The 19,385-nt window shown below is 44.9% G+C and carries 19 protein-coding genes; 2 read left to right on the top strand and 17 right to left on the bottom strand.

Annotated elements, in window-relative coordinates; translation table 11 throughout:
• Positions 1 to 166 precede the first annotated feature (166 nt).
• From C0638_RS20020 to C0638_RS20000, 5 genes are all read right to left on the bottom strand, one after another.
• A complete protein-coding gene (locus C0638_RS20020) occupies positions 167 to 1,711 on the bottom strand; it encodes a 2-isopropylmalate synthase (RefSeq protein ID WP_058712009.1) in 1,545 nt (514 codons plus the stop codon).
• Positions 1,712 to 1,810: 99 nt separating this feature from the next.
• The gene (locus C0638_RS20015; protein ID WP_040103650.1) at positions 1,811 to 2,521 is read right to left on the bottom strand and encodes a FadR/GntR family transcriptional regulator; all 711 of its coding nucleotides are present in this window, start codon (positions 2,519 to 2,521) and stop codon (positions 1,811 to 1,813) included.
• A 152-nt stretch (positions 2,522 to 2,673) separates the two neighbouring features.
• Complete coding sequence (locus C0638_RS20010; protein WP_058712008.1) at positions 2,674 to 3,693, bottom strand: aldose 1-epimerase; 1,020 nt, start codon at positions 3,691 to 3,693, stop codon at positions 2,674 to 2,676.
• A 136-nt stretch (positions 3,694 to 3,829) separates the two neighbouring features.
• Positions 3,830 to 4,633 carry an MBL fold metallo-hydrolase gene (locus tag C0638_RS20005; protein ID WP_058712007.1) on the bottom strand — a complete coding sequence of 268 codons (804 nt, stop codon included), beginning with the start codon at positions 4,631 to 4,633 and terminating at the stop codon, positions 3,830 to 3,832.
• Positions 4,634 to 4,759: 126 nt separating this feature from the next.
• Positions 4,760 to 5,056 carry a hypothetical protein gene (locus C0638_RS20000; protein ID WP_058712006.1) on the bottom strand — a complete coding sequence of 99 codons (297 nt, stop codon included), beginning with the start codon at positions 5,054 to 5,056 and terminating at the stop codon, positions 4,760 to 4,762.
• A gap of 163 nt (positions 5,057 to 5,219) precedes the next feature.
• Between C0638_RS20000 and C0638_RS19995 the strand changes: the two genes are divergently transcribed.
• A complete protein-coding gene (locus C0638_RS19995) occupies positions 5,220 to 6,452 on the top strand; it encodes an aminopeptidase (protein WP_040103648.1) in 1,233 nt (410 codons plus the stop codon).
• A gap of 75 nt (positions 6,453 to 6,527) precedes the next feature.
• On the opposite strand, the gene C0638_RS19990 is transcribed toward C0638_RS19995, so the two are convergent.
• From C0638_RS19990 to C0638_RS19940, 11 genes are all read right to left on the bottom strand, one after another.
• Entirely contained in the window at positions 6,528 to 7,019 is a 492-nt protein-coding gene (locus C0638_RS19990) for a hypothetical protein (RefSeq protein WP_058712005.1), read from the bottom strand.
• Positions 7,020 to 7,177: 158 nt separating this feature from the next.
• Entirely contained in the window at positions 7,178 to 8,290 is a 1,113-nt protein-coding gene (locus C0638_RS19985; RefSeq protein WP_025678932.1) for a glycerol dehydrogenase, read from the bottom strand.
• Positions 8,291 to 8,326: 36 nt separating this feature from the next.
• Complete coding sequence (gene bioB / locus C0638_RS19980; RefSeq protein WP_058712003.1) at positions 8,327 to 9,349, bottom strand: biotin synthase BioB; 1,023 nt, start codon at positions 9,347 to 9,349, stop codon at positions 8,327 to 8,329.
• Between the two features lie 200 nt (positions 9,350 to 9,549).
• The gene (locus C0638_RS19975) at positions 9,550 to 10,851 is read right to left on the bottom strand and encodes a hemolysin family protein (protein ID WP_170973170.1); all 1,302 of its coding nucleotides are present in this window, start codon (positions 10,849 to 10,851) and stop codon (positions 9,550 to 9,552) included.
• A 388-nt stretch (positions 10,852 to 11,239) separates the two neighbouring features.
• Positions 11,240 to 11,713 carry a spore coat protein GerQ gene (gene gerQ / locus C0638_RS19970; RefSeq protein ID WP_025678937.1) on the bottom strand — a complete coding sequence of 158 codons (474 nt, stop codon included), beginning with the start codon at positions 11,711 to 11,713 and terminating at the stop codon, positions 11,240 to 11,242.
• A gap of 62 nt (positions 11,714 to 11,775) precedes the next feature.
• A complete protein-coding gene (locus C0638_RS19965) occupies positions 11,776 to 12,198 on the bottom strand; it encodes a cell wall hydrolase (protein WP_040103644.1) in 423 nt (140 codons plus the stop codon).
• A gap of 116 nt (positions 12,199 to 12,314) precedes the next feature.
• Positions 12,315 to 13,067: an SDR family NAD(P)-dependent oxidoreductase gene (locus C0638_RS19960; protein ID WP_040103643.1), complete on the bottom strand. Its 753-nt coding sequence runs from the start codon at positions 13,065 to 13,067 to the stop codon at positions 12,315 to 12,317.
• A 134-nt stretch (positions 13,068 to 13,201) separates the two neighbouring features.
• Positions 13,202 to 13,597 carry a DUF2500 domain-containing protein gene (locus tag C0638_RS19955; RefSeq protein ID WP_013371386.1) on the bottom strand — a complete coding sequence of 132 codons (396 nt, stop codon included), beginning with the start codon at positions 13,595 to 13,597 and terminating at the stop codon, positions 13,202 to 13,204.
• Between the two features lie 188 nt (positions 13,598 to 13,785).
• Positions 13,786 to 13,968, bottom strand: a complete 183-nt coding sequence (locus C0638_RS19950; protein ID WP_013371387.1) for a hypothetical protein — start codon at positions 13,966 to 13,968, stop codon at positions 13,786 to 13,788.
• 152 nt (positions 13,969 to 14,120) lie between these two features.
• Positions 14,121 to 15,371, bottom strand: a complete 1,251-nt coding sequence (locus tag C0638_RS19945) for a WD40/YVTN/BNR-like repeat-containing protein (RefSeq protein ID WP_058712002.1) — start codon at positions 15,369 to 15,371, stop codon at positions 14,121 to 14,123.
• A 164-nt stretch (positions 15,372 to 15,535) separates the two neighbouring features.
• A complete protein-coding gene (locus tag C0638_RS19940; protein WP_058712001.1) occupies positions 15,536 to 16,927 on the bottom strand; it encodes a branched-chain amino acid transporter BcaP in 1,392 nt (463 codons plus the stop codon).
• 232 nt (positions 16,928 to 17,159) lie between these two features.
• On the opposite strand from C0638_RS19940, the gene C0638_RS19935 reads away from it, so the two are divergent.
• Positions 17,160 to 18,089 (top strand): L-lactate dehydrogenase, encoded by a 930-nt coding sequence (locus C0638_RS19935; protein ID WP_025678944.1) that lies wholly within the window; start codon positions 17,160 to 17,162, stop codon positions 18,087 to 18,089.
• A gap of 123 nt (positions 18,090 to 18,212) precedes the next feature.
• Here the strand turns inward: C0638_RS19935 and C0638_RS19930 are convergent, their stop codons facing one another.
• The gene (locus tag C0638_RS19930) at positions 18,213 to 19,316 is read right to left on the bottom strand and encodes a DUF3900 domain-containing protein (RefSeq protein ID WP_013371391.1); all 1,104 of its coding nucleotides are present in this window, start codon (positions 19,314 to 19,316) and stop codon (positions 18,213 to 18,215) included.
• Between the last annotated feature and the right edge of the window lie 69 nt (positions 19,317 to 19,385).

Raw genomic sequence — 19,385 nt, 5'->3', positions numbered from 1 at the left:
CATTTCCTCCTCTTGGCCTATGTAATTCAGACAAAATATGGTGATCTTCTTTGCCTATTATACATTAAATTTCAAATGTTATCATATATTTTGCAAGCGCTTTTTTTACAATAGGGTCAGAGGAGAGACAGAAGAAAAAATTCAGCTATGAGCTTGATTACCAGCCTCAGCTAATCGTGATGTTGCTTTTGGCATGAACTTCTTTTCTGCCCAGTAGCTTGTTTAACGCGTCAATATAAGCTTTAGCGCTAGCTTCCAAAATATCTGTACTTGTACCTCTTCCCAGTGCTGTGTATTCACCTTGCCTCAAAATAGCGTGGACTTCCCCCAATGCATCTTTGCCGTACGTTACAGACTGGATGGAGTAATCCTCCAACTCCACCACTTCCCCACTGGCCTTGTCTATCGCATTGAAAATCGCATCTACAGAACCATTACCCATCGCTACTTCATCAATCGATATACCATCTTGCTTATTCAGCCGTATGGAGGCGACCGGGACAGACTGATTACCATAAGACACCTGAATGGAATTTAGCGTGTAAATTTGAGGCGAGGCATTGCGGCTTTCATCCATCAGGACGAGTAAATCTTCATCCAGCACCTGTTTTTTCTTATCCGCCAAGGCTTTGAATTTGTGGAACGCATCCTGAAGCTGTTCCTCTGTCAAAACATCAAAGCCCATGTCCGCCAGCTTTTCCTTAAACGCATGACGTCCCGAATGCTTGCCTAATACAAGTTTACTCGTCTTCAGACCAATGCGCTCAGGGGACATGATCTCATACGTTGTACGCTCCTTCAGCATTCCGTCTTGGTGGATACCGGACTCATGCGCAAATGCATTGGCCCCCACAATAGCCTTGTTTCCTGGTACCGACATCCCCGTACGTTTGCTTACCAATCGACTGGTGGCATACAGCTCCTCCAAAATCAGACTCGTTTGTGCACCATAGAGATCGGTTCTCGTATCAAGGGCCAGTGCGACCTCTTCGATAGGTGTATTTCCGGCTCGCTCACCGATGCCATTAATGGTACCTTCAAATTGATCTACACCGTTACGGATAGCTGCCAGCGTATTGGCTGTTGCCATGCCAAGATCATCATGACAGTGTGTGCTAAGCTGTATTTTTTCGATACCTGGTACTTGTTGTTTTACGATTCTAAACATTTCTCCAAATTGATCTGGCGAGGCATATCCCACCGTATCCGGCAAATTGACGACTGTCGCCCCAGCGCGAATTGCCATATCTACAACTTCACAAATAAAGTCCAACTCGGTACGACTGGCATCCTCTGCCGAAAATTCTATCTTGCTAAAATACTTGCGTCCATAACGAATGGCAGCGGCAGCGGTCTCTAATACCTTCGCTTTATCCATTCGCAGCTTATGCTGGCGATGAATAGGTGAGGTAGCTAGGAACAAGTGAAGACAAGCGTCCTCCGCGCCCCGTAGAGCTTCTCTGACAGCATCTATATCCTGCTCTTTCGAGCGTGCAAAACCAACCAGTGTTGCTTGGGTGACCTGTTTGGCAATTTTCTGCATGCTGACGATCTCACCAGGTGAGGTTGCCGGAAAGCCAGTCTCAATCCGATCTACGCCTAATTTTTGAAGCTGAAGAGCTATTTCCACCTTTTCTGTGCTGGTTAAGCTAACTCCTGGTGATTGTTCTCCATCTCTTAACGTTGTATCCAACACCCATATTTTTCGCATAAAGATACCACCTTTGGTTTGATTTTAGGAGATGCTCATAGTAGAAGGTTTATACATCATTCTATTCATCTGATCATCTGATGTTTAAGATTAAAAAAATTAAGAACTTCCCATATGCTTTTGCAGCTCCAACTTGGTGCCGTCCAAATGCTGAATACTATACAGTTCTGCAGCTTTGCCATCCTGATCCAAGATCGCTTCATAAATTTTTTCATGTTGAAGTGTAAAATGATTTTGCATTGCTGGATCGGTAATCAGATTGCTCAGCGCCTTGCGAATAGCCTCTACAAAGCTGCGGTAGACGTCCGTAAGCACCTTATTGCCTGTAGCTGCTGCAACAGCTAAGTGAAAAGTGATATCCGCATCCAAGTACCCATTCATATCTCCAGCGGCCAATGTCGCAGCTCGACGGTCCAGCGCCTCCCGCATCAAGCGTAAATCTTCGTCATTACGACGTAACGCAGCTAATCTGGCAATCTCCAGTTCCAGCACGCTCCGCACTTCATAAACTTCAATAATTTCAGCGCGGCTTAGTCGGTAATCCAATGGTTCTTGAGAAGTCGTTGGTTGGCAGACAAAGGTTCCGTGTCCTTGCTTTTTCTCTAATAGACCGGCATGCACCAGTACGCTAACCGCCTCACGAACTGTAGATCGCCCGACTCCAAATAGCTTCATAAGCTCGGGTTCCGTTGGAATCCTAGTGCCCACATTCCATTCACCAGCAGCAATTTTTCGTTGCAGCTGCTCAGCCACTTCATCGGCAATTTGCTTGCGTTTGACGGCTTGAAAAGGCACCATTTCATAATTCATCTGATCATCTCCTGTTTCGTATCATACTATGACACATTCTTTTCTGCAACCTATTTCACCTTCCTTCCCCATTATCTTTTATATAAGACCTTACCAACCGAAAAAGCTTGCACCGTTCATCACGATGCAAGCTTATGAGGATAGAGAACATATTAAGATTTCGTTTTATTCGGAGTAACACAATACAGACGGCTGGTTGTTTCAAAAATATGCCCCGGAGCCAGTGCAATTAACCCGATGTCTTCCGCAGGCAAGTCTGGTCGATTCGGCGCATTGATCATGTTCATTTGCGGTTCAGGACAGATAAATTCCTTGTTCGCTTTGTTGTTCCAGATCATCCAATGCTTATAAGCAGTGCCTACATCGTATACAAGGGTAGCACCTGTCTTACTGTGTGTGAGTTCCATGTAGTTACGTCCATTTTGCGGAGCCGCCGTATAATGATTATCCATAGAGGCAAAATAAGGGCTAACTCCTGTTGTCTTCATCAATTCCTCTTCCGGGGATAACGGTTGGAACTGCCCAGTGGCCAACAATCGATCTGTCAGCTCACGCCGCTCACCGATCGTAACCTTAATCTTGTAATCCTCAGGCGAGCTATCAGGTACAAACGGTACCCGAATGGCTGTGTGAAAGGCAAACAAGTTGGGAATCGGCTGATCCCCCTCGTTATGAATCACATAACGCTGATGCAGGCCGAATTCGTCCAGGCTGTACGTCAGCTTCATTGTAAAGGTGAAGGGTAAATAACGGAACATAGGATGCCCTTCCCTTACATGCTGATTCATTACTACATAACTACCTTGCTCCCCGGAACCGTAGTCCTCAACCTCCCACCGAACGGTGTGTAAAAAGCCGTGCAAATGGTTATGGGTAGCCTCTTCATTAATTGGCAGCTCATATGTAACACCATTCCACAGGAATTTTCCATCCTCATACCGATTCGGAGGGAACAAAAAAGGAATTCCGTAAACGGATGGGCTTTGCTTAAAAGCCTCTATGCTCTCAGCATCCGGCTCACGTAGAAAAGAATATCCCGCCTCATTGTCACGAAAAGAAATCAGATTTGCGCCGTTTCCTGGCAGGGCAACCGCTTCATATCGTCCAAATTTAAGACGAATCGCCGGTATTCCATAATAAAGATCACCAATTGCAGTATGCTGTTGTGTCATCAAAAATCCTCCTTGATGAAATGACGATGTTTAATGAAAGCGTTTAGCTTTTGGCTTGACTATACCATGTCCAGCAAAAAAATTCCACGTCAACACAAAAAAACGATGCCCCGCAAGGCATCGTCCTTCACACATATTACACATAGCGTCCCTGTTTGGGTACTGCCATGTGTTCAAAATTCCCAGCCAGCCGTTCCAACTGATCGGTCAGCTCCGTACCTTGCATGAAATGTCCATGCCCTGTAACTGCAATTGCGGGCTTTAAACCAGCTAACATTTTCACTGACCGCTGTGCAGCTTGCCAATCTGTTGTAAAATATGCAGGCGGTCCGTGGATTTCTTTTTCCTGTAAAAGCACAGCCAATGCCGATTCCTGCTTTACCGTGATAAAAGCGTCACCAGCCACCATTAAGCGTCTCTGATCATGAAAAAGCGATACATGACCAGGTGTATGTCCTGGTGTATGCAGCCACTTCCAACCAGGGGCGCCGGGGATACTGCCATCTTTGGGCAAGGAGGTGATGCGATCATCGAGATCTATAGCATCATTGGGGTACAAAAAGGAAATTCCCGACATCAAACCTCCCCCCACACTAGGGTCAGGTTTTTGATAATCTTTCATTCCCGTCAAATAAGGTAGTTCCAAAGGGTGTGCATAGACAGGCGTACCCCAATGCTGTACCAACTCAATAACCGAACCTACGTGGTCAAAATGACCGTGAGTAAGCACAATAGCAACCGGAGGACCCGTAAACCGTTCCTCAGCCAGGCGTATAATCGAGTCTGTGAATCCTGCCATCCCCGTATCCACCAGCACCCAGGATCGGCTTCCCGGCTCTCCGATAAAACACACATTTACAAACAGCGTCCGTAAGCTCAGGAGATCGGGAGCAGCCTCTTCATTTGCCGTCATTCCTTCGGTGAACAGATGATTTGCCAAAGCTTCACCCTCCTATTCACATGGAATTTCTTGTTATACTCGACCTATAGGCTTCCCCCATGTCAGCAGATTATGCGGACACTGCTAAATATAATCCGCTTGTCACGAAAATAGACCATGTTTACATTACTCGGGTAATTTACTCCATGCCGCATCCAGCAAATAGTCGAAAAGATCATCATTCTCTTCAATCCAGCTATCCATCTGTAGCATTTCTTCCTCCAAGCGCGGCTCTCCAGCAAAATGGAGACTATAATCCCACTCCTTTCCCTTTTTACTGTGGAAGGTAATTTCATATATAGAACTCTGTCCGTTTACTCCAAATACCACTTGACCTAAATATGCACCGTTCTCATCTCTTGTCATTTGTGCCTGTTGAATATGTACTTCTTTCAATTCCTGAGAAGAATTTTGCTCTGTCATTTATTTAACCGCCCTTTCATTTTCACTAAAAAGTACCAAAACTGATTTGTGAACCTTTTCGTTACATTGTACAATATATAAGCTATGTGTGGAATTTGCAAAAAAACTGTGCGAATTACCCTATTCTTATTTGAGGCTTTTTCGTGAAATGGAGGAAAGTTACATGTCAGATTTTCAACAAAAATTGCAGAAATATGCGGAATTAGCTGTTCGAGTGGGCGCGAATGTCCAACCTGGGCAGACACTTATCGTTCATGCGCCAATCTCGTCCGCCGAACTCGTACGACTTATCGTTAAATCAGCGTATACTGTCGGAGCCAAGCTGGTAAAAGTAAAATGGAGTGATGAGACGGTTACCCGATTACAGTATGAACTAGCTCCTGATGAAACTTTTAATATTGCTCCCAAATGGTACGCAGCCGAAATGACTGAAGAAGTGGAAAATGGCGCTGCAGTACTCCATGTCATTGCCGAGAATCCTGATTTGCTTCAAGGAATTCCGTCCAGCAGAATTACCGCTGCCCAGCGTGTGCGATCACATGAATTACGGCAATACCGTGAATACCAAATGGCTGACAAGTTCAGCTGGTCTCTGATTGCTTATCCTTCAGCAGAATGGGCAGCCAAAGTGTTCCCTGATCTGCCAGCTTCCGAGCAAATGGATAAACTGTGGGAAGCCATTTTCAGCACTGTACGTGTGGATCTGGACAACCCTGTGGAGGCGTGGAATGAGCATTTGAAGACTCTTTCCAGCAAAGCTGATATTTTAAACTCCAAACGCTATAAAAAGCTGCATTATCTGGCTCCAGGCACAGACCTCACCATCGAACTTGCAAAAGACCATCTGTGGGTAGCAGCCGAAAGCATCAACCAACAGGGACATAGTTTTGTAGCCAACATGCCTACTGAAGAGGTATTTACTGCTCCACTTAAAACGGGAGTAAACGGTAAAGTCAGCAGCACCAAGCCACTCAGCTACAGTGGCAACATTATCGACAACTTCTCACTGACCTTTGAAAATGGACGTATTGTCGATGTACAAGCCGAAACCGGCTTGGAGACTCTCCAGCATCTCGTAGAAATGGACGAAGGTTCACACTACCTGGGCGAGGTTGCGCTCGTGCCTCACAAGTCACCGATCTCTGACAAAAATATTTTATTCTACAATACATTGTTTGATGAAAATGCCTCGAACCATCTGGCTATCGGTAATGCCTATGCATTCAACCTTAAAGGTGGTAAAGATATGACTCAAGAGCAGTTGGCTGCCAACGGTCTGAACTCCAGTCTGACTCACGTCGACTTTATGATTGGTTCAGGTGAAATGGACATCAACGGCGTTACCGAAGACGGTACTGAGGAACCGATCTTCCGTAAAGGAAATTGGGCGATCTAACACGGCAAAAAAGGCTCTCACCGCTTTATGCGGGAGAGCCTTCTTGCTTCGTCCGTTAGGATATGTTACCTATATTCACAGTGTATTAATCCAATAGTTCGCTGCAAGTCCAAAAACGATTTGTACTATGCTGATGATGAAAAAGACAATAAAGCAGCTTACGACTCTTCGATTAATGGTTTGATGTAAGGATAAAGATGATTTCACATAGAACATACTACCTAATATCCCTAAACACAGACCAAAGACGCCTGCAAATAACCACCCTATAACCAAGCTGACCACGACAAAAGCCCAACTCCATTCAGGAGCCTTACTTACTGGAACATAAGGTTGATTGGACCCAAGATATATACCGTTCACAGCTAAATCTGCTTTGTTGCCAATGACTACAACATTCAGAGCTTTCTCCTTTAATCTTATTGGAAAATCAATCAAGTTTAAAAATGCGTTCTGGCTTTTCACCTTCTGCTCGCTACCATTCACAATGACTTTTCCACCGTTAAAGCCACGCTTATACTCAATAGTATATTGAGTACCTTGATCTTCTACATTCCACTTTGCCATCGCTAAACTCCTTTCAAAATTTAGGGGAGCCGTAAATATACTCCCGGGATTTCCTAATTATGTACCATGAAAATCATACCATAAGCTGCAAGTTAAATAATGGAAAAAGGCCGCTTATTAGCGACCTCTGAACCTACTTTATTAGTATGGGATTAGTTTCAATGTCCAATTTTAGCCTTGTAGGCAACTGAATACTGGTCAGCTGCTAAGATTGCATCAAGCACATCATCCGCTGTAACAGCAAATGGTAAATTGTGAGCTGTTTCGCCTTCTTTGGTAGCAGCCTGAGCTACCCGGTACAAATCCTCTCGTGAGGCTTCTTGCAGCTTAATGTCTTTCAGCGTAACCGGCAAATCCAGTTTTAGGTAAAAATCAATATACCGCTCCACCTCAGTTAAAGGTCTTTTTTCCAAGGCAAGCTGTACTAAGGTGCCAAAGGCTACTTTTTGACCATGCGTCAGGTGATGAATGTCTCCTTCGAGTACGGTAAAACCGTTGTGAATGGCATGTGCGCCTGCCAAGCCACCGCTTTCAAAACCCAAACCACTTAGCAACGTATTGGCTTCCACCACCGCTTCAAGCGCCGGTGTAACAACTTTGCGTTTCACAGATTCATAAGCTTGCAGTCCGTAATCGAAAAGAACTTCCTCGCACTTGGACGCAATGGCTTCTGCCGCCAACGTTGGCAAACCACCAGCCATAGTGGTAGCACGAGCTTCAATGACTGCGCGGGCTTCAATCCACGTTGCCATAGCATCCGCAATGCCTGAGGAGAGGAACAAAGGCGGTGCTTGAGATATGACTTTCGTGTCAACCAGGATTAAGCTTGGATTTTTACTGAAAAAGGAATACGTATCAAATGCACCCTCATCGGTGTACAAAACAGATAGTGCACTGGTGGGTGCGTCTGTAGAGGCGGTCGTTGGAACAATCACAACTGAGGAATCGAGTAGCTCATTAACGGCTTTGGCGGTATCCAACGTTTTACCGCCACCTACACCAATGACAATATCGACCTGGCCGCTTCGTCCCTCATCAGCAATACGGTTTACTTCATTTTTGGATGCTTCCCCTTGAAACTCAACCTTTACCACCGTAATCTCAGCCTGTTCTAGACTTTTGACCACCCGATCGGCTGCAATCTCCCAAACCAGCTTGTCCGCAATAACCAAGGCCGTATGACCTAAAGGCTTAACATATTCACCTGTTTTATCAATCACATTTTTCCCTTGCACATATTTACCTGGACTAATAAATACTTTTTCGCTCATCATTCAACTCTCCCTTCCATATTTGTACAACCTTTATTATACGGCTGAAAGAGCACACATCTCAATTTCAAAGCCAAGATCTTCTATCATTTGATGATCAGCGGTAACTTCTTGGCCTTCTGTCGTTAAATAATCTCCTACAAAAATCGAATTTGCTGCATAAAGGGATAGCGGTTGTAATGAACGCAGATTTAACTCCCTTCCGCCTGCAACGCGTATTTCCTTGGATGGACAGATGAACCGGAACAGTGCCAACACCTTCAAAGCTTGGATCGGCGAGATCCGCTGTGCTTCTCCTAAAGGGGTTCCGGGGACTGGGTTCAGGAAATTAATCGGAATAGAGTCGGCATCCAACTCTCGTAAGGCATAAGCCATTTGAACGATTTCCTCATTCGTCTCCCCCATACCGATAATAACGCCAGAACATGGAGACATTCCGTGTGATTGAGCCATTTTCACAGTTTCGACGCGTTGATCATATGTATGTGTGGTTGTAATCGAGGGATAGTTGGCCTTGCTTGTATTTAAATTATGATTGTAACGGTGTACCCCCGCATCTGCCAATCGCCGTGCTTGATCTCCCTTGAGAATCCCCAAGCAAGCGCAAATCTTGAGCGGCATGGTACGAGTAATTTCCTGTACAGCATCAATTACCTGATCCAGCTCCCGATCTGTCGGACCTTTGCCGGAAGCTACAATGCAATATGTCCCTGCTTTTCGTGCTACGGCTTCCCTTGCCCCAGCCAACAGTGATTCCTTGTCCAGCATACTATACTTGCTGACAGGTGCCGTGGAAACGATGGATTGTGAGCAATAACTACAATCCTCCGGGCACAGACCACTTTTGGCGTTCATGATCATATTGAGCTTTACTTTTTTTCCGTAAAAATGATGCCGCACCTTAAATGCAGCTTGCATAATCGGTAATATTTCTGCATCGTCCGCTTCCAGTACCGCCGTACCTTCTTCCAGCGTCAGATTGCTGAAATGGATCGCTTTTTCAGCTAATCGGCCCCAATCTACATCCTTATTGAATACATCCTTATTGAATAAATTCATATTTCTTCCTCCCTCATTTAAATGGACATGTAACCAGATGAGATTTTTAGCGTAAGGAAATTCGCTCTATTGTCAACCTATTGATATGCGATTAGGTTGACAATAACACGAATATCATATCAATTCATATCCTTTATGTAAAGAAGGCAAATTAAAAAGCGACCCCACATCATTGAAGGTCGCTTTCCATATTTATTCCATTATGAGACTCCTGCTTCCTCCACGACGATAGGCTGTTTAATTAGCCGAATACGTGAAATCCGCTTGTTTTCAACTTCTTCCACAATGAACATACATCCTTCAAACACTACAGACTGGCCTGGCTGTGGAGGAATAACCTCTACATGTGAGTACAGCCAGCCTCCTACTGTATCATAATCCTCATGATCAAGATCCAGTCCAAAGCGATCGTTCACTTCATCAATTAATAACATACCGTCAATGGAAAATTCCTCGTCATTAATCTGCTCACAACTCGGACGTTCTTGGTCGAACTCATCCTGAATCTCACCGACGATTTCTTCCATAATATCTTCCAGCGTTACCATACCCGATGTGCCACCGTATTCATCAATCAAAATTGCAATTTGCGTCTTGCTACGCTGCATGCGTTTGAGCAGATCACTAATTTGCGTTGATTCAGGAACAGCAAGAATCGGGCGAATCATCGTACGGGTATCCAGCGTGTTTGCACGTAGAAGATCTTTAATATGGATAAAGCCGATAATATGGTCCTTATCTTCGGCGCAGATTGGATAACGGGTTCTCATGCTTTCCGTCGCAATCGCGAGATTTTCTTCTGTAGACTCATTACTGTATAAACAGATCATCTCCGTGCGCGGAATCATGATTTCCCTGGCGGTCGTGTCGGCAAAATCAAATATATTATCAACAAGCGCCAATTCCGTATTATCAATTAGTCCGCTCTTATTGCTTTCTTTCATCAGAATGCGTATTTCATCCCCCGTATGCGCGGAATCATCATATTCGGATACCGGCTCCAGACGAAATAAACGCAGCAGGCTGTTCGCCATTCCATTCAACGCCCATATGAATGGATACATCAACTTGTAGAACCAAGTCATCAGCATGGCCGAATACAGCGTAATAGTCTCAGATTTACGAATAGCTATCGTTTTGGGTGCCAATTCACCCAATACAATATGCAGAATCGTAATGATAATAAATGCAATGACCACGGCAGTACCGTGCACGTATACCGCTCCCAAGCCAGCGGCAGTAAATATAGGTTCAATCAAATGTGCGATGGCCGGCTCTCCGATCCATCCCAGTCCCAACGATGCTAGGGTAATACCCAATTGGCAAGCAGACAAATAAGCGTCCAAATTGTGTATCATATTGGCGGCGTATACGGCCTTTTTATTGCCCGCCTCCACCAAGGTTTCTATACGGCTGCCCCTAACCTTCACCATGGCAAATTCCGCAGATACAAAAAATCCATTCAATAATACTAATGCAAAAACAATAAATAAGTTAAACATACTCGGTAAAGGGTCACTCAATATGCTCCCCATCAGCCGTCATTACGGCAGACAGGCGCACCTCCTTCGGATAGTTTCATCATAGACAGAACGATAACACATCATAAGCAGCGTCAACTTCCCAACACATTCACCCCTTCCGGCTTCCCTAAGCCATATTCCGCAAAATGATTAAATCATTTATCAGCTTATATTTAATTATATAACTATACTCTATACAGTCAAACCACAAGCAATGTCAGAAAAATCAATCCCTCTATCATTTAGGTCGGAAAGCTCTCATTTTCGCCTCTTACCACCAAGAAAGCAACTATATTTGAGAAAGAATATAAACAAAATACATCCCCTGCCGTCTGGCAGAGGATGTAAACTCATATATATGAAGGCATCAGCGAACCGGAGATCCGCCCGGGTTCCCGATGACGCCGGGATATTGGTACAACAATGGCTCATCAAAAGTTGCATAATCCAGGTTTAACATCAGCAGAATGGTCCGTTTGCCTGTCGCCGGATCACTAATAATAATGTGGTCCCGACCTGCTGCTTCTAGAATGCCTTTGAATATTTTAGCATTCCATTCCCGGTTATTTTCATAGGTCATATAAAAGGTTCCCGTTTTGCCCAAGTTCAAGCGTAAAATATTCTCGATGTATGATTGCTCGTATTGCGGAGTCTGAACCTGCACCACTGTACCCGTTGGTGTCATAGGGCTGCCACTACTTACTTGAGGTGGAAAGCCAGTCATAGGTTGCATAGGTTGCATAGGTTGCATGGTTCCGGCTGGAGCCATCCCTCTTGGCCATTCGGGATATCCATTACCGGAAGCATAAGATACGGGACGGTAAGCTTGCTGTGAAATCATGTAAATTCCTCCTAAGATGGTTTTAATTTAACTTTAATTCTTCAAGCCATTCTGAAAGGTGTCTAATATACATTAGGACAGTCCTGTGCAGTCGGGCTAAAAAAGCAGTGGGCTTTAAAGCGTCCGGTATTGGTCTGGTTATACCAGGTACCCGGGCATTCACCAGTCGGTCTGAAAAACCATAATGCATTGGATGCCGGACGTATTTTTTCTCCATTAATTACACGCTGGGCAAGTCGAATGTCCCGATCACGGGCTTTCTGATAAAAATACCCCTTCTGAGTAGCTTCAAAACCTCCAGGGCTTTGAAACACCATGTCATTCATGAGGCGTATCCCTTGGAAATCCAGGCAATTGGATAAAATTCGGTTCACACCGACATTACCAACCATGAGCATTCCCATCTCACCTTCACCTTCGGCCTCAGCCCGCATCAGCCGGGCGAGGGTCCTCACATCCCCTGAGTTGGTCTTGATTACAGCCACCGCGTCCCCTCCTTGCTTCTCAATCACATACCCTATCCTATGGTACAAATGCCCAATAAGTGACAGTCCAGAAAATAAAAAAATAGCCCCAAGAATGGGACTACTTATTTAGGCTTTTATAATGGCTCGTAAACCATCTTACGCGTCATGCCACCATCGACCACCAAATTCGTGCCTGTTACAAAATCATTGCCCGGTTGTGTCAAATACAGACAGGCTCGTGCGATGTCTTTAGGGGTCCCTACTCGTCCAGCCGGGTGCTGTTGATGGTCTTCAGCACGCAATTGCTCGTAATCCCCGGTTTCAATCCATCCTGGACTAATACAATTGACCTGAATCCTATCCTTTCCTAACGATATGGCCATCGCGTGTGTAAGGGCGGCTATGGCTCCTTTGGATGCCGCGTAGGCTTCTGTATCCGGCTCTGACATGAAAGCTCGTGTAGAGGTCATATTAACCACTGAGCCCCCTTCTGCGTTCCGCTTCATTACCTTAGCCGCTTCTCTTGTTGCAATAAAACAGCTGCGTACGTTTGTGTTCAAAATGTCATCCCATTCTGCTACGGTTAACTCATATGGAGATTTCCATCTGGACACGCCTGCATTGTTAATCAAAGTATGAATTGTACCGTATTCTTCTTCCGTGGCACGGATCAGCGCTACAATATCTTCTTCCTTACGCACATCACAAGGGATAAAAATGGCCTGATGACCCTCGTTCCGGACTGCTGCAGCAGCTGCGGCGCCCTCTTCCTCATTGCAGTCAGCAAACACGACTCTGGCACCCTGAGCAGCGTAGGCAAAAGCGACCTCTTTCCCGATACCATGCGCTGCTCCTGTTACAATAACAACTTGTCCTTCAAATGACACGACTTATTCCTCCTCTGAACTACTCTGTTTTAGTATATATGTACCAAAATGTGCCGTACAAGAAACATTCACAGCCCCCTACCCTGACTCCTAGCAGAAGGCTGTAAATGAGCATGAATGTTTTTGACTGAATCCTACATTTTAACTTGCTCCAAGCTATAGCGATTAAGACGCTGAAATCCAATATACCTTGTACCTTGAAAAGTAAGCCGTCCCTCATCCCCTTCAGCACATTGACCATATTCTTCCCCAGATACTTTGAACTCCATCCGGTCGCCACTCTCCACCTCAAAGGTTACATAATAGAAGGTATAGGTACGAGTGCCTTGTTCCTCCTGGCGCCTCTGTTGGAGATGTGTCCTTCTGGCCGTAATGCGGGAACCCACCGTCAACACAGGCTGCCGCTTGTTCCGGCTCCATTCCATGACTTCCCTGCCCGCAGACAACACGACAATACCCAACACAACTACGAAAAATACGGGCAATACCGTACCCAGCCAATCGAACATCCATAATGACTCAAATCCCATGCACCGCACTCCTCTCCGCCAGGCATTCCACAGGGAAACCACCGGGCATCCTGACCTGCCTCAAGCCTTCTATAACAGTATATGTATGTTGCTGCCCAAATTTGATAGTAACCCTCAAGAACGCCAAGAGCCTCCACGGATTAATCCGGGAGGCTCAAGATATGGCGATATCAGAATAGCTCATCGATTTACACATGTACAAGCTGGAGATAACGTTGTGTTTCATCCAGAACTTCATGATCTTCTTCCTCGGCGTAACGCTCTGCGCATTGCTTGCAGTCCTCTTCAGTCGTGCAACCGTAGGCATCCTGACAAGTGTAGCAAAATTGAAGGTAGTATTGGGTTAACATATGATCCTGATTCGCTCTCATGATTATCACTCCTATCGTTGTTTACAGGTTTAGTATAACAGTGGCTTATTTGTTAGTTTGTGATTTTTTTCACATGTTGTCGTATAAAATTTAAATTTTTTAAAAATAAAACGCCCTGGGAAGACAGCCCAGGGCAATCACCTTTATCGTGATTATAAAATTCTCCAGTTTGCACCACCGTCCGTTGTTTTTAACAGCAGTGATTTCTTGTCGTCTAGTCGTTCCAAAAGCAGCCAACCTACCGATGAAGAAGCAAAACGTAGCTTGACTGATCGTGGATAGTCTTTTAGCTTCGAAGGCAGCACCTTGTTGCCTCTGAGACTTGTCCACGTCTTCCCTCCATCCATTGTACGGCTCATTCCGTTTACGGTTATAACCCACCCTTCTTTATCGCTTAGAAAGGTACGCCCAGGAGTTATAGAAGTATTATTGCTACTCAGACCCAATGGCACATCATTCCATTGTGTTCCTGTATTATTCGTAAATAGCCCGTTATATTTTGTACCTTTATCCCCGTAGCAGAGAACCGGAATCCAATATGAAGAACTGTTACCTTCAAGAGACTGCTGAGCTTCTGCCTTAGCCTGAGGGCAACCCTGCATGCTGTTAGCGACCGGAGTCCACGTTTTCCCTAGATTCGAAGTTTTATACAACTTCACCCTGCTGTCCACATTAATCGCCACAAAACCCTGATTGTTGGAAGAAAAGCTCATTCCCGCCACACTGCCCTGATCGGGTAAACCTGAGCCTGACTTGTTGGATGTCATACCAGAACTTTGGGCAACTTTATTCCACGTGGCTCCTCCGTCGGTGGTGTGATACAACATTTTTTGTTGATCCTGCTCATTCAGTTTTATATAAGCCATGATCCAGCCTGTAGTTGGATTTACATATTGAATCGAGCTTACATGGTCTCCGCTTGGTAGCGCTGATACATCCCAGCTCTGTCCTCCATCTGACGTTCTTAGAATGACCGTTGCTGTTTGGTCCAGATTTTGACGGACAACCCAACCGTGACGGGAATCTGTGAAGCTGATATCCTTGCCATATTCAAGCTTGTCTTGAAATTGAACATTTTCGGAGGGAGAAATATTATTCCATGTTTTCCCACCATCATGGGTATCATAAAGGCGCAGCTCATTATGGGTAACTCCCCAAACCAACCCTTTATTGTTATCGATTAAATGAAAATCCGCGATTCGTGTTTGTACAACATATTTGGCGTTTGGATCGCCCGCCTTCGGGGTCACCGGCGGATTAATAGTTATCGTCTGTCCCTGGTCATCTGGTTCCTCAATCGAAGGTTTAGTTACAGTTTTTGGGGGTTCAGCAGAACAGGCAGTTAGCAAAATACCCGTCAACAGCATTATTCCTCCCAAGAGCGCACGCCAGCGCAGTTTCATATCAAAATCCTCCCTCGATGGCATGCGGTAATCACGTGCCAAAAGCTTATCTGAAACAGAATTATACCATAAACACCCCTATGTGACACTTTTCGCGTAATGACAAAAAAAACCGGCTCCTTTACAAAAGTGAAGGATACCGGCTTTTTTTATACTAATATTGTTCAGGATTTATGGTTCAACAAACTTTTGTGATATCCATAGAAGAAATAAATCAGTAGTCCAAGCAGTAGCCACACGATAAATCCGATCCAGGTGCTGATATGAAGCTGAAGCATCAGACCGATGCAAACCAAAGCACTCAGTAGCGGAAGCAACGGAACCCATGGTACGGTAAACCCTCTTTTCAAATCCGGGCGTGTCTTGCGCAGAACGATGACCCCGACCGAGACTACAGCAAAAGCGAACAGAGTTCCAATACTCGTCAGATTGGTCAGTGCATGCAACGGGAACAAGCCGCTAGCCAATGCGATAATGCTACCCACCAGCCATGTACTTCGAATTGGTGTTTGGGTTTTGGTATTTATTTTAGATAAAAAAACGGGTAAAAGGCCATCACGTGACATGGAAAAGATTAATCGTGTCTGGCCGTACAACAGAACCAGTAAAACGGTCGTCATCCCTGCAATCGCACCGACTGAAATTAATCCAGCTACGAAATCCTGATGAATAAAGCGGAGAGCAAACGCAACCGGATCACTAACGCCCAACTGCGTATAAGGTACCATCCCCGTTAGCACAACTGAAACGGCAATATACAATATCGTGCAGATCGCTAGAGAAGAGATAATGCCGATGGGCATGTTACGTTGCGGATTGCGTACCTCTTCGGCTGCAGTTGAGATAGCATCGAAACCCAGATAAGCGAAAAATACGATTGCCGCAGCACTCAATACACCAGAAAATCCATAAGGCAAAAATGGTGTCCAGTTGGCAGGCTTAACATAAAAGATTCCAATCGCAATGAATAACAGTACAACCCCAACTTTGACACAAACCATAATGAAATTGAATCGGACCGTTTCCTTGGCTCCGAGACTTAGCAACAGTGTGATGAGCATGATGATGCACACCGCTGGCAGATCAATAATGGTCCCCTTGGTCGAATCAAAGGCTGCGGTTAAAGCTAACGGTAGATGTATATCAAATCCGGCCAGCAAGCCTTGAAAGTAAGCAGACCAGCCACTACTCACAGAGGCGGCCGCTACTCCATATTCCAGAATCAAGTCCCAACCCAGTACCCAGGCCAGAACTTCTCCAAAAACAATATAACTATATGCATAAGCGCTCCCAGCCGCGGGAACTGTAGATGAAAGCTCTGCATAGCACAAGGCTGCCAATACGCAGGCAATCCCTGCAATAACAAAAGAAAGCATCAAGCCGGGACCTGCATTTTCTGCTGCTGCCTTGCCAGTAATAACAAAAATCCCTGTTCCGATGATGCATCCTACTCCTAGCATGGTGAGATCAAAAGGCCCCATTGTTCTCTTTAAGTCACCTGTAGATCCGCTTTCCTCGTGCGAGAGCAGTCCTGTTTTTTTTCGAAATAAGTCCATATTTCTAATCCTCTTTCCATAATTTCATGCGTCAATATCGGTGCTGCAACGCTTTAGTGCGTGTTCTTATCATTCGATTAATTATTAGCGAGCTCGCCTTTGAAGTCAAGGAAAAATGTCATATTTCTTTGCGGTGGGTTAGTATATAGGGTACACTAAGTTGGAAAAATAAATTTTTAAGTAATATCCTAAAATGAAAAGGTATACAACCCGAGAAGGAGATGAGGATTTTATGAGCTTAAAACCTTACAAACGAAGTAGAGTGGCTATTGTCGGCATGGGAGCGGTTGGCACAACAACCGGCTACACCCTGCTGCTGCGCCAACGCATGCAAGAACTTGTCTTTATTGATGTCAACGTCAAAAAGGCGAAGGGGGAAATGCTCGATATGAATCATGGGCTTCCTTTTCTCGGCGGTGTCAAAGTATGGGCGGGTGATTATGAAGACTGCCGTAATGCAGATATCATCATTGTTGCAGCGGGAGCTTCACAAAAGCCGGGAGAAACACGTATTGATCTTCTCAAGCGTAATGCCGAAATTTTTGAAAGTATTATTGATAATATCGTCAAGGTCAATACACATGGCATTTTGCTGATCGCAACCAATCCAGTGGACATTCTCTCCTACATCTCTTGGAAACGCAGTGGTTGGCCTTCAAGCAGAGTCATTGGATCAGGAACGTTGCTGGACAGCGCACGCTTCCGCTATCTGATCGGGAAGCAAAAGGGCATCGATCCACGAAGCATCCACGCCCATATTATTGGAGAACATGGTGACTCTGAGTTACCTGTATGGAGCACAGCCAACGTGGCTGGAACTCCACTGGAGTTGGACGAAGGAACGAAAAATGAAATTTTTGAGAATACGAAGAATGCTGCCTATGAAATTATAGATGCCAAAGGCGCTACATCCTACGCCATCGGGCTGGCTCTTGACCGTATCGTAGCCGCTATTCTCGGAGACGAGGGGTCGGTACTTAATGTGTCCACCCTGCTGGAAGATTATAACGGTGTATCTGACGTTTATTTAGGTGTTCCAAGTATCGTGGATCACAATGGAGTACGTGAAATTTTGGATCTTCCGCTCAATGACGAGGAACGTGCAAGGTTGGTTCAATCTGCGGACAAGCTGAAAGATCAAATTAGTAAAGTGCATATGTAATTCAGTAAGTCAAGAATATAAAAGCTAAACAAAAACGGACCTCCACAGCGGATACATCCGTTGTGAGGTCCGTTTTTTTATAATATAATTTCGTTCGTTTGTCGCCCTGCTATGCGTTCCAAATTACCAAGGTGGTGTATCGCCATCCACACCCTCATTTTCATGCTGCCTTTTCTCTTTCAGCCGCTCAGCCACTGTTTCAAAGGATTCAGGTTGTAGTAGTTCAATCGGAGAAAATCCCTTTTCAAACGTAAATGCATCACCTTCAATAATAAGTGCATATCTATCATGAAGTTTTGTGATATGCAGCTTGGCACCAAAGTCGGATAGTAAACCACGCACAGCCGTATCATCCAGTTTGAAACGAACTTCAATTTCCGGTTTTAGCTCGACAATATGCTGCGCAGCCTCTACGACCTGAAGGGGTTCCCACTTCCCTTGCAAATCCCGTTTTTCGCTGGCTGCCCACAGTTCCAGATCGCGCTCTTCCTGCTGTCTTTCCTCATTAGATGCATCCGGCCATTTGGTTTCTACATAGTTCTGAACAAAGCCCATGACATGCTCATTAACGATTTCCGGCATGGATTGCTCATAAGTGACGAATTTCAAAAAGTCTTCAAAATACCGTGCATGCGAAGACTGATGTATTTTAAGCTCCCATTCATCGTTCATACCCTCCTCCAGCATGTAAGGATACATGATGGATTTCATATTACGGGCTGAAATCGCCATTTCGACCTCACTTACCAGACTACTCTCAGTAATCCGTGCAATTTTAGGTTCAAAATCACATTTGAGTACAAAAATAAACGGGTCGTCAGAGTGGGTATTTAATGTAGCCTGTACAATGATCAGTGCTCCACCTCGTACCGCGCTTGTATCCAAATACATCCGCACCAGATCATCACATGCATTTTTAAAATCTTCCTTATCCTCTGCTGCACGTAGTCGGGCGAACATATTGAAATTCGGATTACTGCTCAGTTCATGTTCCGGTTCGACGATAAAGCGGCCGATTTTGGTCGGTGCCTGCTCTGTGCTGGGATTTTTTTCAACCTTTCGCTTGCTAATACGAGCAAATTCCCCGTCCAGAAATTTTTTGACATCACTCTCGTCGTAATCATAGTCATCCATTGTAGCATAATGCTTGTAGGACTTACCGCCTTGTCCTTCTTTCCCGTCTACCTGAATCACAAAAAAAGATAAAAAGTCCACTTGAAAGTTCATTTACGTTCTATACGCTCCTTTTCAGGCATGTACGCGTAATTATATCACTATGATTTTAAAAGGTACATC

The sequence above is a fragment of the Paenibacillus sp. lzh-N1 genome, from assembly GCF_002872435.1.
GTDB lineage: Bacteria > Bacillota > Bacilli > Paenibacillales > Paenibacillaceae > Paenibacillus > Paenibacillus polymyxa_C.
The sequence above is the reverse complement of the archived record's forward strand: the minus strand, read 5'-3'. Positions and strand labels throughout refer to the sequence as shown.

Coding starts and splice junctions, on each gene's coding strand:
- C0638_RS20020 (WP_058712009.1), bottom strand. CDS start 1,711: ATGCGAAAAATATGGGTGTTGGATACAACGTTAAGAGATGGAGAACAA.
- C0638_RS20015 (WP_040103650.1), bottom strand. CDS start 2,521: ATGAATTATGAAATGGTGCCTTTTCAAGCCGTCAAACGCAAGCAAATT.
- C0638_RS20010 (WP_058712008.1), bottom strand. CDS start 3,693: ATGACACAACAGCATACTGCAATTGGTGATCTTTATTATGGAATACCG.
- C0638_RS20000 (WP_058712006.1), bottom strand. CDS start 5,056: ATGACAGAGCAAAATTCTTCTCAGGAATTGAAAGAAGTACATATTCAA.
- C0638_RS19995 (WP_040103648.1), top strand. CDS start 5,220: ATGTCAGATTTTCAACAAAAATTGCAGAAATATGCGGAATTAGCTGTT.
- C0638_RS19990 (WP_058712005.1), bottom strand. CDS start 7,019: ATGGCAAAGTGGAATGTAGAAGATCAAGGTACTCAATATACTATTGAG.
- C0638_RS19985 (WP_025678932.1), bottom strand. CDS start 8,290: ATGAGCGAAAAAGTATTTATTAGTCCAGGTAAATATGTGCAAGGGAAA.
- bioB (WP_058712003.1), bottom strand. CDS start 9,349: ATGAATTTATTCAATAAGGATGTATTCAATAAGGATGTAGATTGGGGC.
- C0638_RS19975 (WP_170973170.1), bottom strand. CDS start 10,851: ATGTTTAACTTATTTATTGTTTTTGCATTAGTATTATTGAATGGATTT.
- gerQ (WP_025678937.1), bottom strand. CDS start 11,713: ATGATTTCACAGCAAGCTTACCGTCCCGTATCTTATGCTTCCGGTAAT.
- C0638_RS19955 (WP_013371386.1), bottom strand. CDS start 13,597: ATGGGATTTGAGTCATTATGGATGTTCGATTGGCTGGGTACGGTATTG.
- C0638_RS19950 (WP_013371387.1), bottom strand. CDS start 13,968: ATGAGAGCGAATCAGGATCATATGTTAACCCAATACTACCTTCAATTT.
- C0638_RS19945 (WP_058712002.1), bottom strand. CDS start 15,371: ATGAAACTGCGCTGGCGTGCGCTCTTGGGAGGAATAATGCTGTTGACG.
- C0638_RS19940 (WP_058712001.1), bottom strand. CDS start 16,927: ATGGACTTATTTCGAAAAAAAACAGGACTGCTCTCGCACGAGGAAAGC.
- C0638_RS19935 (WP_025678944.1), top strand. CDS start 17,160: ATGAGCTTAAAACCTTACAAACGAAGTAGAGTGGCTATTGTCGGCATG.
- C0638_RS19930 (WP_013371391.1), bottom strand. CDS start 19,316: ATGAACTTTCAAGTGGACTTTTTATCTTTTTTTGTGATTCAGGTAGAC.